Annotated in this window: 13 protein-coding genes and 1 pseudogene; 12 read left to right on the top strand and 2 right to left on the bottom strand. The window is 65.0% G+C overall.

The window, feature by feature from the left end; all coding sequences use genetic code 11:
* The gene (locus APH28_RS18800; RefSeq protein WP_060511978.1) at positions 1-912 is read right to left on the bottom strand and encodes a LysR family transcriptional regulator; all 912 of its coding nucleotides are present in this window, start codon (positions 910-912) and stop codon (positions 1-3) included.
* A 93-nt stretch (positions 913-1,005) separates the two neighbouring features.
* Here APH28_RS18800 and APH28_RS18795 point away from each other — a divergent pair, with 93 nt between their 5' ends.
* The 7 genes and pseudogenes from APH28_RS18795 to APH28_RS18765 all read left to right on the top strand — a co-directional run.
* Positions 1,006-1,953, top strand: coding sequence for a ketopantoate reductase family protein (locus APH28_RS18795; protein ID WP_060511976.1), 948 nt, complete (start codon positions 1,006-1,008; stop codon positions 1,951-1,953).
* On the top strand, positions 1,950-2,348 hold the full coding sequence (locus tag APH28_RS18790) for a VOC family protein (protein WP_060511974.1): 399 nt from the start codon (positions 1,950-1,952) through the stop codon (positions 2,346-2,348). The genes APH28_RS18795 and APH28_RS18790 overlap by 4 nt, the downstream gene beginning before the upstream one ends.
* A complete protein-coding gene (locus tag APH28_RS18785; RefSeq protein WP_060511972.1) occupies positions 2,345-2,800 on the top strand; it encodes a MaoC family dehydratase in 456 nt (151 codons plus the stop codon). The genes APH28_RS18790 and APH28_RS18785 overlap by 4 nt, the downstream gene beginning before the upstream one ends.
* Positions 2,797-4,029 carry a CaiB/BaiF CoA-transferase family protein gene (locus APH28_RS18780; protein ID WP_060511970.1) on the top strand — a complete coding sequence of 411 codons (1,233 nt, stop codon included), beginning with the start codon at positions 2,797-2,799 and terminating at the stop codon, positions 4,027-4,029. Before APH28_RS18785 ends, APH28_RS18780 begins: the two co-directional genes overlap by 4 nt.
* On the top strand, positions 4,026-4,844 hold the full coding sequence (gene aroE / locus APH28_RS18775; RefSeq protein WP_060511968.1) for a shikimate dehydrogenase: 819 nt from the start codon (positions 4,026-4,028) through the stop codon (positions 4,842-4,844). The genes APH28_RS18780 and aroE overlap by 4 nt, the downstream gene beginning before the upstream one ends.
* A 3-nt stretch (positions 4,845-4,847) precedes the next feature.
* A complete protein-coding gene (gene aroQ / locus APH28_RS18770) occupies positions 4,848-5,285 on the top strand; it encodes a type II 3-dehydroquinate dehydratase (protein WP_060511967.1) in 438 nt (145 codons plus the stop codon).
* 48 nt (positions 5,286-5,333) lie between these two features.
* Positions 5,334-6,731 (top strand): annotated as a pseudogene (locus APH28_RS18765) (MFS transporter); the annotation flags it as partial.
* 43 nt (positions 6,732-6,774) lie between these two features.
* Here the strand turns inward: APH28_RS18765 and APH28_RS18760 are convergent.
* Positions 6,775-7,530 (bottom strand): enoyl-CoA hydratase-related protein, encoded by a 756-nt coding sequence (locus tag APH28_RS18760; RefSeq protein WP_060511965.1) that lies wholly within the window; start codon positions 7,528-7,530, stop codon positions 6,775-6,777.
* 106 nt (positions 7,531-7,636) lie between these two features.
* Here APH28_RS18760 and APH28_RS18755 point away from each other — a divergent pair, with 106 nt between their 5' ends.
* The 5 genes from APH28_RS18755 to APH28_RS18735 all read left to right on the top strand — a co-directional run bounded on the left by APH28_RS18755 (position 7,637) and on the right by APH28_RS18735 (position 13,620).
* On the top strand, positions 7,637-8,284 hold the full coding sequence (locus APH28_RS18755) for a TetR family transcriptional regulator C-terminal domain-containing protein (protein ID WP_060511963.1): 648 nt from the start codon (positions 7,637-7,639) through the stop codon (positions 8,282-8,284).
* Positions 8,285-8,360: 76 nt separating this feature from the next.
* The gene (locus APH28_RS18750; RefSeq protein ID WP_060511961.1) at positions 8,361-9,077 is read left to right on the top strand and encodes a response regulator; all 717 of its coding nucleotides are present in this window, start codon (positions 8,361-8,363) and stop codon (positions 9,075-9,077) included.
* Positions 9,074-9,838 (top strand): ABC transporter substrate-binding protein, encoded by a 765-nt coding sequence (locus APH28_RS18745; RefSeq protein ID WP_060511959.1) that lies wholly within the window; start codon positions 9,074-9,076, stop codon positions 9,836-9,838. The genes APH28_RS18750 and APH28_RS18745 overlap by 4 nt, the downstream gene beginning before the upstream one ends.
* Positions 9,835-12,087: a hybrid sensor histidine kinase/response regulator gene (locus APH28_RS18740; protein WP_060511957.1), complete on the top strand. Its 2,253-nt coding sequence runs from the start codon at positions 9,835-9,837 to the stop codon at positions 12,085-12,087. The genes APH28_RS18745 and APH28_RS18740 overlap by 4 nt, the downstream gene beginning before the upstream one ends.
* Positions 12,088-12,213: 126 nt before the next feature.
* Complete coding sequence (locus tag APH28_RS18735; RefSeq protein ID WP_060511955.1) at positions 12,214-13,620, top strand: amino acid permease; 1,407 nt, start codon at positions 12,214-12,216, stop codon at positions 13,618-13,620.
* Positions 13,621-13,704 lie beyond the last annotated feature (84 nt).

Raw genomic sequence — 13,704 nt, 5'->3', positions numbered from 1 at the left:
TCAGGCCTGCCCTGACTGGAACAAGGTTCGAACGACCTCTCTCAGCCAGCGATTGCCGCTGTCCTGGTGATAGCGTGCATGCCAATGCTGCTTGACCGTGAACCCTTCCACCGCAAACGGGCAGTCATGCACTTGTAGCCCATGCATATCGGCGAGGGTCTGGCCGATATGCCGCGGCAGGGTCGCCACCAGGTCGGTCGACCCGACAATCATACCCAAGCCTAGAAATGCCGGCAGTTCGAGCATGATCCGGCGCTCGATCCCGGCCCGCGCCAGGCCGGCCTCCAGCAGCTTCTGCCCGGTCCCGGCACTGATCTGCACATGCCCTTCAGCACGGTACTGCGCCGCGCTCATGCCGTTGACCAGGCGTGGATGGTGCAGGTTGCTCAGGCACACCCAATCCTGTTCGAACAGGACTTGCTGATACATCCCGCCACCCAGCCAGGGCACAAAACCGATGGCCAGGTCCGCTTCACCGGACTCCAGCGCACGCTCGGTATTGCCATCGATCCGCGCCGCCTCCAGGCGAATGCCCGGGGCATGGTTGCGCAGATGGTTGAGGATGCTGGGCAGCAAGGTGATATGGCTGGCATCGCTGACACACAGGCGAAAACGCCGCTGCGCGGTGGCTGGCATGAACTGCGGTTCCCAGGCGGTCAGGCGGCGCAGCGATTCCAGCACTTCCCGGCACGGCCCGATCAGCTGGTCGGCCCGCGGGGTAGGGGCCATGCCACCCGGCGTGCGCACGAACAACGGGTCGTTCAACTGCTCGCGCAGGCGCCCCAGCCAGATGCTGATGGTCGGTTGGCTCTGGCCTAGCTGCTCGGCGACGCGGGTCACGCTGCGGCACTGGTAAAGCGCCTCGAACAATTGCAGAAGCTTAGGTTCCGGCAGGGACTCCAGCGTGGTCATTATTGTAAATCTCAATGGTCCTATTGAAGTCATTGTATAGCCCAATTAAACCCCGCTGCATAAGGTAGTCGCAAACCACAGGAGGTCTGCGACGTGAAAATCTGCATTCTGGGGGCCGGTGCCCTGGGTTGCGCCATTGGTGCGGCGTTGAGTGAGGCCGGGCATGAAACCTGGCTGTTGAATCGCGGCCGTGCACATGTCGAGGCGATGAAGCTGCACGGATTGCAGGTTCAGGATGAAAGGGGCGAGCGCCACGTGCGGGTCAATGCCGCGATCGAAGCCGAAGACGTCGGCGAGGCTGACCTGGTGGTGGTGCTGGTCAAATCGTTCCACACCGCCGAGGCCATCGCCGGCGCCAGCGCGCTGATCGGGCCGCAGACGCTGGTGTTGTCGCTGCAGAACGGCCTCGGCCACGAGGACATCCTGGCTGAGGCGGTGGGCCGCGAGCGGGTGCTGGCTGGCAAGACCTACGTCGGCGGCGTGCTGCTGGCGCCGGGCTCGATTCGCGTCGGTGTGGCGGGCAAGCAGACCATCATTGGCGAGCTCGATGGCCAGCTGACGCCGCGCCTGCAAGCCATTGCCGCAGCCTTCAACGGCGCCGGGCTGGCCACAACGGTCAGCGACAACATCCTTGGCACCATGTGGGACAAGCTGTTGGTCAACGTCGCCACCGGCGCGCTGAGCGGCATCACCATGCTCAGCTACGGCCAGCTGTACAGCGAGCCACTGCTGGAGCACACCGCCAAGGCCGCAGTCGCCGAGGCCATTGCCGTCGCCGAGCGCGCCGGCATCCGCCTGAGCCTGGCCAGCCCCGACGCCGCCTGGCAGCTGGCCGCCGAAGGCCTGCCGGCGAGTTTCCGCACGTCGATGCTGCAGAGCCTGGAAAAGGGCTCGATCACCGAAATCGACTTCATCAACGGCTCCGTCGTGCGCTGGGGCCAGCGCCATGGCGTGGCCACGCCGGTCAACGCGACCCTGGTGGCCTGCATCAAGGGCATCGAACGCGCCATGGCCGATCACCAGAAGAGGGAAAACCCATGAGCCAGCCAAAAGCCTACCTCGAACATGTCGCGTTCTGGGTGCAGGACATCCAGTGGCATATCCGCTTTTTCAGCGAGGTGTGCGGCATGACCATGCGCGAAGTGCAGGGTGACGTCGAGCAGCCTGCACAGTATTGGACCCTTGGCGGCTTGCAGTTCATCCATCAGCCGGACTTCGCCGGGCCTGAAGGGCGCATGGCCCACCTGGGCATCATGTGCGAGGACCTGGAAGCGGCACTGACCGCCGCCCAGCGCTTCGGTGTCAGCGAAATGCCTCAGGGCCGCAACTGGCTGCGTCTGCCCGACGGCCTGGCAGTGGAGTTTATCCAGGCGCTGCCGGCCAAATGCGTGGCCCAGGCACTGGCCATCGACCCACGGGCAGAGGTGCAGGCATGAGCGTGATTGAAAAGTACTGGGACGATGCGCGCGAAGGCGACGAATGCACCAGCCCGACCTACACCGTGACCCGCGAGCGCATCCTGGCCTACGCCGACCTCACCGGTGACCACACCCCGGTGCATGTCGACGAGGCCTACGCCAACGCCAGCCACTTTGGCTGCCTGGTCGCCCATGGCCTGTTCGGCCTGTCGATCGCCGATGGCCTGAAAACCCAGTGCGAGTATCGCTTTCTGCCGGGCATGTCGCTGGGTTGGACCTGGGACTTCGTGCTGCCGATCAAGGTCAACGACGTGCTCCATGTGCGCATGCGCGTCGGCGCGATGCGCCCGAGCAACAGCCGCCCGGGCTGGGGCATCGTGGTACTGCCATCGGAGCTGATCAACCAGCACGGCGAAGTCGTGCAACGTGGTGAGCACCGGCTGATGGTGCCGCGGAGGGTACAAGCATGAGCCAGGCATTGCCATTGGCGGGTATCCGGGTCATCGACTACAGCCACTTCCTCGCCGGCCCTTATGTGGGGCGCTGCCTGGCGGCGCTGGGCGCCGAGGTGATCAAGGTCGAACGGCCGGGCAGCGGTGACGCCGGCCGCCAGCACGCGTTCACCCTGGACGATCAGCAGAGCGGATACTTCCTGCAGCTGAACATGGGCAAGCAGGGCGTCAGCGTGAACATGAAGGACCCGCGCGGCAAAGCCTTCATGCAGCGCCTGACCGACTCGGCCGACGTGTTCATCGAAAACTACCGCCCCGGCGCCCTGGACAAGCTGGGCCTGGGCTATGCCGAGCTGGCGGCGCGCAATCCGCGCCTGGTGTACTGCTCGATTTCCGCCTACGGCCATACCGGGCCGGATGCCCACCGCGCAGGCTTCGGGCTGATCGCCGAGGCCAAGAGCGGGATCATGCAGATGGTCGGCGTGCCCGGCGAAGCACCGCCGCTGCTGCGCATTTCCCTGGGCGACATGTACACCGGCATTCACGCGGTGGCGGCAATCAACGCCGCGCTGCTCGGCCGGGTCAGCAGTGGCCGCGGCCAGCACATCGACATGGCCCTCTACGACACACTGGTGTCGATGCATGAGTATGCGGTGCAGTGCTACACGTTGTCCGATGGCACCGTGCTGCCGGAACAGACTGGCCACGACATGCCCACCTCGACCCTGTACGGCGTGTTCCGCGCCGCCGACGGCGACCTGGTGATCGCCGCCCAAGTCGACGATGCCTGGCAGCGCTTTGCCGTCATGCTCGAAGCCAATGGAGGCCCGCCAGGCTTTGGCAGCGACCGCCGCTATCACCACCTCAATGGCCGCAACGCCCATCGTGAGGCGATCCTGGCGGTTGTCCGTGACTGGGTTGGCGCGCGTCGGGTGGCCGAGATCCTAGCGCTGCTCGATGGCATCGACATCCCCAGCGCCAAGGTCCAGCGCATTGACGAGGTATTGGCCGATCCGCAGATCCAGGCGCGCAACATGGTCATCGAACAGCAGCACCCGCGCTATGGCACCTTGCGGCTGCCCAATCTGCCGTTCCGCTTTTCCGACTGCGACACCACCCTTTACAAGGTGGCCCCGGACCTCGGCCAGCACAATGTCGAAGTGGCCGCCGGGCTTGGCTTCAGCCCTGAAGAAATCAACGCGATGCAGGCAGACGGTGTGCTGTTCACCCAAGGAAATGCACGATGAGCGACAGTTACGCAGTGATCGGCCGACCGATCAGCCATACCAAGTCCCCCATGATCCATGGCCTGTTCGCCCAGGCCAGTGGCCAGGCGCTGGAGTATGGCGCCATCGAGGGCGTGCTCGACGACTTCGAAAACCAGGTGCTGCGCTTCCGCCGTGACGGCGGGCTGGGCATGAACATCACTGCACCCTTCAAAGTTCGTGCCTTCGAGCTGGCCGACCGGCGCAGCGAACGCGCGCAGCTGGCACGGGCGGCCAACGCGCTGAAATTCGAGGAGGGTCGCATCTTCGCCGAGAATTTCGACGGCATCGGGCTGCTACGGGATATCGAAGACAACCTCGCTGAGCCGTTGCGCAATCGCCGGGTGCTGTTGCTCGGTGCCGGTGGCGCCGTGCGTGGCGCCTTGTTGCCGTTCCTGCAGGCGGGGCCGCGCGAAGTGGTGATCGCCAACCGCGACATGGCCAAGGCGCTGACCTTGCGCAACGAACTGGATCACCCGCGGCTGCGCATCAGCCGTTATGAGGAATTGGAGGGGCAAGCCTTCGACATCGTGGTCAACGCCACCTCCGCGAGCCTGACTGGTGAGTTGCCGCCGCTGCCTGCGGGTGTGCTGGGTGAGGCCAGCCTTGCGTATGAGCTGGCGTATGGCAAAGGCCTCACACCCTTCCTGCGCATGGCGCGCGAACAGGGTGTGGCGCGCCTGGCCGATGGCGTCGGCATGCTGGTCGAGCAGGCTGCCGAGGCATTCGCCTGGTGGCGCGGGGTGCGTCCTGAAACCCGTGCGGTGATCGACCGCCTGAGCATACCCCTGGAGTGAGCGATGGCCGCCAATGTCCTGATGCTGCACGGCATCAACCACAACATGTTCGGCAAACGCGACCCGCGCCAGTACGGCACGGCCACCCTGGCCGATATCGACCAGGCCCTGCAGGCGCTGGGCGAACAACTCGGCGCGCGGATCGAGAGCTTCCAGACCAACTACGAGGGCGCAATGTGCGAGCGCATCCATCGGGCCTACGAGGAGCGGGTGGATGCAGTGCTGATCAATGCCGGGGCCTGGACCCATTACAGCTACGGCATCCGTGACGCACTGGCCATTGTCGAGGTGCCGGTGGTTGAAGTGCACATGTCGAACATCCATGCTAGAGAGCCGTTCCGCCATCACTCGGTATTTGCCGAAGTGGTGCGCGGGCAGATCTGTGGGTTTGGTGTCGAGACCTACCTGCTGGCATTGCGTGCGGCCGTGAACATGATCTGATGGCCTGCACAAAGGGCGCAGGTCTGTACCCATCAATCACCGGAGGGACTTGTGAACGCGTCTCGGCAAACCACCTTCATCGCCTTGCTGGTGGCCATAACTTTCTTCATGGAAAACCTCGACGCCACCGTCATCGCCACGGCGCTGCCGCAGATGGCCAGCGACTTCGCCGAGAGCCCGGTCAGCCTGAACATCGGCATCAGCGCCTACCTGCTGGCGGTGGCGGTGTTCATCCCGCTCAGTGGCTGGGTGGCCGACCGTTTTGGTGCCCGCCAGGTGTTCGCTGGTGCCATCGGCCTGTTCACCCTGGCGTCGTGGCTCTGCGGCCTGGCTCCAAACCTGGAGACCTTTGTCGCCGCGCGGGTGCTGCAGGGCATCGGCGGCGCGCTGATGGTGCCAGTCGGGCGGCTGGTGGTGCTGCGTACCACCGAGAAGCACGACCTGGTGAAGATGCTCGCGGTGATCACCTGGCCCGGGCTGGTGGCGCCGGTACTGGGGCCTCCCATCGGCGGGCTGATTGTCACCCACCTGTCGTGGCCATGGATCTTCTACCTGAACATCCCGCTCGGCGTGCTGGCCATCGTGGCAGCCTGGTGGCTGATTCCCGCTGGCCGCCCCAGCGAGGCACGCCGCTTCGACCTGCTCGGCTTCGTGCTCCTCGCATCGGCCTGCGCCGCGTGGCTGATCGGCCTGGAAATGCTCGGTTCGCTGGTCGCTGGCAGCCTGCTTAGCGGGGCGGCACTGGTGGCCTTGGGCGGCCTGCTGACCTGGCTTGCAATCCGCCATTGCCAGCGCCACCCGGCTCCGCTGTTGCCGTTATCGCCCCTGGGCATTGCCACGTTCAGGGCCAGCATCGTCGGTGGCACGCTGTTCCGCCTGTCGATCAGTGCCTTGCCGTTCCTGATTCCGCTGTTGCTGCAGGTCGGCTTTGGGCGGTAACCGGTGGATGCCGGCTTGCTGGTGCTGGCGATCTTCGCCGGCAACCTGGCAATGAAGCCGTTCACCACCGGCTTGCTGCGCCGCTATGGGTTCCGTCGCGTACTGTTGGTCAATGGCGTGATCGGTGTCGGCTGTATCCTCGCCTGCCTGGGCTTGCAGCAGGGCATGCCGTGGTACTGGATGGCGCTGGTGCTGTTCATTGGCGGGCTGTCGCGTTCGATGCAGTTCACCACCTACAACGCCGTCGGTTTCGCCGAGGTGCCCAAACCGCAGATGGGCGAGGCGTCGACCTTGTTCAGCATGTTCTTCCAGCTGGCGATGGCGCTGGGTGTTGCCGTGGTGGCGCTGTTGTTGCGGATGGCGATGATGGTGCGCGGCGGGGAGGGCGGGATGACGGTCAGCGACTTCCACTGGGCGCTGCTCGGTGTGGCGCTGATTGCCTGCGTGGCACTGGCTGATGCCGTGCGCCTGCCGGTCAATGCCGGCGAGCAAGTCTTGCGCACGTGACGGGCATTGCGGCCACCGAGGTGGCCGCAATCACCTCAACGCCTCAGGCATGCTTGCGCGATACCATCGCGGTCAGGGCCGCCTGGGCCTCATCACTGTTGAGCCGCTCGATGAACAGCAGGCCTTCCTTGGCCACCGTGGCGGCCAATGCTTCGCGTTGCCCATCCTTGAGCAGACGCTTGCTGATGCGCAGCGCTTCGGCAGGCAGCTGCTGCAGGCGTCGTGCCAGCTTGATGGCGGCGGCCAGGCATTGCGTGCCATCGTCGAACAGCTCGGTCGCCAGCCCCCACTGCACCGCCTGTTCACCATCGAGCGCCTGGTTGCACAACAACAGCTGCGCAGCCCGCGCATGCCCCAGCAACTGTGGCAGCAGCAGGCTTGCGCCAAACTCCGGGCACACGCCCAGGGCCACGAACGGTGTGCGCAGTTTGGCTTCACGGCTGATCAGCACCTGGTCGCAGTGCAGCAACAGGGTAGTGCCGATGCCGATCGCAGGGCCGGCGACCGCAGCAATCAGCGGTTTGTCCAGCGCCAGCACTGCCCACATCATGCGGAACACCGGGCTTTGCAGGTCGGTCGGGGGCTGCTCGAGAAAGTCCGGCAAGTCGTTGCCGGCGGTGAAGCACTCGGTGCTGCCGGTGATCAGGATCACTTCGACCTGCGGGTCGCTGTTGGCGGCCTCGAACAGCTCCGCCAGCCGGGTGTACATGGCGTTGGTCAGGGCGTTGAGTTTGTCTGCGCGGTTCAGGCGCAGGGTCAGCAGGCCTTCGTCGAGGTGCGAGTGGATCAGGTCGGTCATGGGCGGTGCCTCTGTTGTTGTTATCGTGGCCGAGTATAAACAGGGTATCGCGACCGAGGCGAGTTGCTATACAGTCGTTCAACTGTGCGATCCACGAGAGCCAACGATGACCCAGGAAGCCCGCTTCAGCCGCATGCTGCCCGAACTGCGCAAGGCCAATCTGGTCGAGGCCACGCTGGCCTGCCTGAAGCGCCATGGTTTCCAGGGCGCCTCGATCCGCAAGATATCTGCCGAAGCCGGCGTCTCGGTAGGCCTGATCAGCCACCACTATTCGGGCAAGGACGAGCTGGTCGCCGAAGCCTACATGGCCGTCACCGGCCGGGTCATGCAACTGCTGCGCGAGGCCATGGCCCAGGTCGCGCCCAATGCCCGCGAACGGCTGTCGGCGTTCTTCCGTGGCTCGTTCAGCGCCGAGCTGCTCGATCCACAGCTGCTCGATGCCTGGCTGGCGTTCTGGGGCGCGGTGAAGACCGCCGAGGCGATCAATCAGGTGCATGACCACTCCTACGGCGAGTACCGCCGCGAACTGCGCTCGCTGCTGGCCGACCTGGCGCAGGAGGAGGGCTGGGAACACTTCGATGCCGACCTTGCCGCCATCAGCCTCAGCGCCTTGCTCGATGGCCTGTGGCTGGAGTCGGGGCTGAACCCGGGCACCTTCACCCCGGCCCAGGGCGTGCAGATCTGCGAGGCCTGGGTCGATGGCCTGCAAGCCGGCGGTCGGCAACGTTTCAGTACAGCCCCCGAGGGCTGTTGATCGACTGTTCAACAATCGCTAGTCTTGGCCCACTCTAATAAGAAAATCGCCTTCGGGCGCTTCAGGACTACCCGCAATGACCTCTCAGGTACTGATCGTCGATGACGATCCGCTGATTCGTGACTTGCTCCAGGCCTACCTGTCCCAGGAAGGCTATACCGTCCACTGCGCCGCCACGGCGGAACAGGCCGAAACAGTGCTGGCCGAGCAGCCGGTGGAACTGGTGATGCTGGACATCCGCCTGCCCGGCAAGGACGGCCTGACCCTGACCCGCGAGCTGCGGGTACGCTCGGAAGTGGGGATCATCCTGATCACCGGGCGCAACGACGAGATCGACCGTATCGTCGGCCTGGAGTGTGGCGCTGACGATTATGTCAGCAAACCGCTCAACCCCCGCGAACTGGTGTCCCGCGCCAAGAACCTGATCCGCCGCGTGCGCCACGCCCAGGGTGCGCGGCCGGCCAGCGTGGCCAATGTCACCCTCAAGCAGTTCGGCGACTGGTCGCTGGACTGCGACCGCCGCCGTCTGGTCGATGCGCAGGGCGGCGAAACCTTGCTGACCCACGGTGAGTTCCAGTTGCTCAGCGTGTTCCTGCGCAACAGCGGCCATACCCTGAGCCGCGACCAGCTGATGGACCAGATCCGCAACCGTGAGTGGGTGCCCAACGACCGCTCCATCGACGTGTTGGTCGGCCGCCTGCGGCGCAAACTGCACGACGACCCGGCCGAGCCTGAACTGATCATCACCATCCACGGCGCCGGCTACCTGTTCACCGCCAGCGTGGCCGCGTGAGCCGTTACCTGCTCGGCCTGCTGGTGCTGTTGGCCAGCGGTACGCTGCAGGCCGCCGGCACCGTGCGTTACTGCGATTACCCCGTCTACCCACCGGTGTCCTGGAGCGATGGCAAGCAGCCGCGCGGGCTGGCGCCGACGGTGGTGCGCGAGCTGTTCGGGCGCCTTGGTTATCAGGTCGAGATGGTCGTGCTGGGCAACTGGCAACGCTGCCTGCTCGACGCTGCCGAAGGGCGGGTGGATGTGGTGCTGGCCTACACCTCGGAGCAGCGTGCCAAAACCATGCGCTTTTCCCAGGTGCCGGTGCTGCGCGAGGAGGTGGCGGTGTTCGCCAACCGCCAGCATCCGCTGCAGTTCAACCAGCTCGAAGACCTGGCCAAGTACCGTGGCGGGCTGTTGTTCGGCGAAAGCTACGGCCCGGCGTTCGACCGCTTCGTGGCGCAGCACCAAAACATCGAGTGGGTGTCGGACAGCGGGCAGAACTTCGGCAAGCTGATTCGCGGGCGTATCGACTTCGTGGTCCAGGAGCGGCGCACCGGGCAGCTGTACGTCGAGCATCTGCCCGGCGCCCAGGACATCGTCGCGCTGCCACCGGCACTGAGCGTCGACTACCTGCGCGTGGCGGTGTCGCGCCACTCGCCGTTAAGCGAGCGCATGGGCGACATCGACGCGCAGTTGCAGAAGATGGCCGACGCAGGCGAGCTTGAGCGTTGGCTGCATGAAAGCGAGGTCACCTACCGCGACATGGTCAGCCAGCCATGAACCGCCTGCAACCGGGTGGCCTGCTGCGGCGGCTGTTGCTGTTCATCCTGCTGTTCAGCCTGTGCTTCACGGTGCTGGCCAGCAGCGTGCAGCTGTATTTCGAATACCGCCGCGAAATGCGCGAGATCGATGCGCGCATGGCGCTGATCCGCGCCGGCTACCTGGCCAGCCTGGAGCGCAGCCTGTGGGACCTGAACCAGGACCAGCTGAACGTGCAACTGCGCGGGCTGGTGGATTTTTCCGATGTGGCGCGGGTGCGCCTGAACAGTACCGACTTCACCTTGCAGCAAGGTGAGCCGAACCCGCAGGGACCGCTGCGCATCGAGCGTTTCCCGCTGGACTACCAGCCACCTTCCGGGCCTGTGCGTCACCTGGGCGAGCTGGAAGTGAGCACTGACCTGGGTGCGGTGCATCGGCGGCTGTTCGCCACCGGCCTGACCAGCCTGTTGTGGATGAGCGTGTTCCTCTGCGGCCTGGCGCTGGCGTTGTCGGGGTTGTTCTATCGCCTGGTGACCCGTCACCTGCAGGTCATGGCCGACTTTGCCCGGCGCATCGGGGCCGGCCAGTGGCACGAGCCGCTGCGGTTGAACAAGCGCCGCTCGCCGCACCGCGACGAAATCGACAGCGTGGCGCTGGCACTGGAGGACATGCGCCGGGCCATCCTCAGTGACAGCGAACGCCGCGAAACCGATCGCCTGGCCTTGCAGGACAAGCGCGACGAACTGCAGAAGCAGGTCGAGCGGCGCACGGCCAGCCTGATGCGCGCCAAGGACGATGCCGAGGCGGCCAACCTGGCCAAGTCGCGCTTCCTCGCCACCATGAGCCATGAACTGCGCACGCCGCTCAACGGCATCCTCGGCATGGCCGAACTGCTGCGCGGCGCTGGGCTTGCGGCGCCCGACCGTGAGCGCCTGGAAGCCTTGTACAAGGCGGGCGACGGGCTGCTGAGCATCCTCAACGAGGTGCTGTATTTTGCCCGCCTGGAAGAGGGCGAAAGCCGCCCCGAGGCCGTGGACTTCTCCTTGCGCCAGTTGTGCGCCGAGGTCGTGACCCTGCTCGAACCCCGTGCGCTGGCCAACGACAGCCTGGTGCTGTGCCGCATCGACCCGCAGCTGGCCGCCTACCAGCGCGGCGCCGAGCAGTACCTGCGCCAGGTGCTGAGTAACCTGTTGGCCAACGCCATCAAATTCACCGAAGGCGGCGAGATCCTGGTCGAAGTGCAGGTGGTGCAAGGGCAACCCGGCCGGCAGCGCCTACGCCTGAGCGTCACCGACGACGGCATCGGCATCTGCGAGGCGATGCAGCCGAAGATTTTCGAACGTTTCGTCCAGGCCAGCGAGGCGGTCGCACGGCGCTATGGCGGCACTGGCCTGGGGCTGGCGATCAGCAAGCACCTGGTCGAGCAGATGGGCGGGCAGATCGGCGTGCGCAGCCGCGAGGGCGAGGGCAGCTGTTTCTGGCTGGAGCTGGAACTGGAAACGGCGCAGGCGCCGCAGGCCATGGCGCAGGCTGACCACGCTGCTCCGCCGCTGCACATCCTGGTGGTGGAAGACGTGGCGCTGAACCGTGAAGTGGTGCGCGGGCTGCTGGAGCGCGACGGCCACCAGGTGTGGCTGGCCGAGGATGCCGAACAGGGCTTGCAGCTGTGTGCACAGCAGCGCTTCGACCTGCTCTTGCTGGATGTCCATTTGCCCGGCATCAGTGGTGTGGAGCTGTGCCGACAGCTGCGTGCCGGCGTCACCCCAAACCGCGACACGCGCATCCTGGCGCTGACCGCCAGCGTTCAGCCGGGGCTGGTGCGTGCCTACCTGGATGCCGGCATGCAAGGGGTGCTGGGCAAGCCGTTGAAGCTTGCCAACCTGCGTCAGGCGCTGGCGGGGCAAATCCAACAGCAGCAAACGCAAGCGCCTGCCTGGGTCGACCATGAGTTGCTGGGCACGCACCGCATGCTGCTTGGCGAGCAAAAGCTGCAAGGCCTGTTGGCTGGCTTGCGAGACGCCTTGGCGCAGCAACGTCAGCCCTTGCTCGAGGCGGTCGAAGCGGGCGACTGCACCGAGGTGACCCACCTGGCCCATCAGCTGGCCGGCGGCAGTGATTCCATGGGGTTGTGCGGCCTGGCGTCGACCTTGCGCCAGCTCGAGGAGCATGCCCTGGCCCGCGACAAGACGGGCGTGCGGGCCATGGCGCCGACGCTGGGCGAGCAGTTGCAGCGTGCCGAAAATACCCTGACCGAACTGCTGGTCGCCTGAGCGACAAAATCCTTACGACTTTTTACATCTTTGATCTTTACGATCAACCGGGCCTTACATCGCTTTCCAATAATCGGACCCAACCGCTGCACACGCGGTCTTCGACGCTTATTGGAGATAATAATAATGAAAGGCCGTAAAGCTGAAGGTATCCACCTTACACGGGCATTGAAAAGCCGGCACATCTTCATGCTCTCGCTCGGTGGCGTGATCGGCACCGGGCTGTTCATGGGCTCGGGCGTGACCATCAACCAGGGCGGGCCGGTGGGCGCGATCCTGGCCTACCTAGTTGCCGGTTTCCTGATGTACCTGGTGATGGTCTGCCTGGGTGAACTGTCGGTGCAGATGCCGGTGTCCGGTTCGTTCCAGGCCCATGCGACGAAATTCATCGGCCCGGCCACCGGCTTCATGATCGGCTGGGTGTACTGGATGAGCTGGGCCACCACCGTGGGCCTGGAATTCACCGCCGCCGGCATGCTGATGACGCGCTGGTTCCCGGAGGTGCCGATCTGGTACTGGTCGGCGCTGTTCGTGGCGGTGCTGTTCGGCATCAACGCCTTGGCCACCCGCGCCTTCGGTGAGGCGGAATACTGGTTCTCCGGGATCAAGGTGGCGGCGATCCTCGGCTTCATCATCGTCGGTGTGCTGGTGATCTTCGGTGGCATTTCGCTGAACAGCGGGGCGCCGGCGCCGATGATGAGCAACCTGATCGGCGATTCGCTGTTCCCCAATGGCCTGTCGGCGGTGTTCGCCGTGATGATGACCGTGGTCTACGCGTTCCAGGGCTGCGAGATCATGGGCGTGGCCGCGGGCGAAACCGACCAGCCGGAAAAGAGCATCCCGCGGGCCGTGCGCAACGTGGTGTTCCGCGTGCTGATCTTCTATGTGCTGGCGATCGTGGTGCTGTCGGCGATCGTGCCGTGGCAGCAGGCCGGGCTGATGGAAAGCCCGTTCGTGCAGGTGTTCGACATGGTCGGCATTCCTTACGCCGCAGACCTGATGAACTTCGTGATCCTTACCGCGATTCTGTCGGTGGGCAACTCTGGCCTGTATGCCTCTACCCGCATCCTCTGGGCGATGTCCAAGACCGGCATGGCACCGCGCAGCCTGTCGCCGCTGAGCAGCCGTGGCGTGCCATTGCGTGCCCTGTTCATCACCCTGTGCTTTGCCTTGGTGTCGCTGATGACCAGCTTCGTTGCCGCCGACACCCTGTTCATGGTGCTGATGGCGGTGAGCGGCATGTCTGGCACGGTGACCTGGATTGTCATCGCCTTGGCGCAGTATCGCTTTCGCAAGCAGTTCCTGCGTGAGGGTGGCCAGCTGAGCGATCTCAAGTACCGCGCGCCGCTGTACCCGCTGGTGCCGTTGCTGTGCATCACGCTGTGCAGTTCGCTGTTTGTGTTCCTGGCCATGGATGAGACGCAGCGGCCTTCGCTGTACTGGGGGTTTGGCTTCATTGCGCTGTGTTATGCGGCGTACTTCCTGGTGCAGCGCAAGCGCCAGGGGGTGGGGCTGGAAGTGCCGGTGGCTTGAGAAGGGTTTGGTAGGTGCAGGGTGGGTATCGGGTGAGGGCTGCCAGGTGTTCGCCGATGTTTTTGCAGGGTGAGTGAGATCGAG

Origin of the sequence: Pseudomonas sp. NBRC 111124, from assembly GCF_001320245.1 — a bacterium.
Taxonomy (GTDB): domain Bacteria; phylum Pseudomonadota; class Gammaproteobacteria; order Pseudomonadales; family Pseudomonadaceae; genus Aquipseudomonas.
This window is presented reverse-complemented; position numbering and strand designations above follow the sequence as displayed.

Excerpts from the sequence above, each read along its gene's own strand:
- aroE (WP_060511968.1), top strand. The coding sequence starts at position 4,026 with ATGAGCGACAGTTACGCAGTGATCGGCCGACCGATCAGCCATACCAAG.
- APH28_RS18800 (WP_060511978.1), bottom strand. The coding sequence starts at position 912 with ATGACCACGCTGGAGTCCCTGCCGGAACCTAAGCTTCTGCAATTGTTC.
- APH28_RS18790 (WP_060511974.1), top strand. The coding sequence starts at position 1,950 with ATGAGCCAGCCAAAAGCCTACCTCGAACATGTCGCGTTCTGGGTGCAG.
- APH28_RS18750 (WP_060511961.1), top strand. The coding sequence starts at position 8,361 with ATGACCTCTCAGGTACTGATCGTCGATGACGATCCGCTGATTCGTGAC.
- APH28_RS18735 (WP_060511955.1), top strand. The coding sequence starts at position 12,214 with ATGAAAGGCCGTAAAGCTGAAGGTATCCACCTTACACGGGCATTGAAA.
- APH28_RS18780 (WP_060511970.1), top strand. The coding sequence starts at position 2,797 with ATGAGCCAGGCATTGCCATTGGCGGGTATCCGGGTCATCGACTACAGC.
- APH28_RS18785 (WP_060511972.1), top strand. The coding sequence starts at position 2,345 with ATGAGCGTGATTGAAAAGTACTGGGACGATGCGCGCGAAGGCGACGAA.
- APH28_RS18740 (WP_060511957.1), top strand. The coding sequence starts at position 9,835 with ATGAACCGCCTGCAACCGGGTGGCCTGCTGCGGCGGCTGTTGCTGTTC.
- APH28_RS18760 (WP_060511965.1), bottom strand. The coding sequence starts at position 7,530 with ATGACCGACCTGATCCACTCGCACCTCGACGAAGGCCTGCTGACCCTG.
- APH28_RS18755 (WP_060511963.1), top strand. The coding sequence starts at position 7,637 with ATGACCCAGGAAGCCCGCTTCAGCCGCATGCTGCCCGAACTGCGCAAG.
- aroQ (WP_060511967.1), top strand. The coding sequence starts at position 4,848 with ATGGCCGCCAATGTCCTGATGCTGCACGGCATCAACCACAACATGTTC.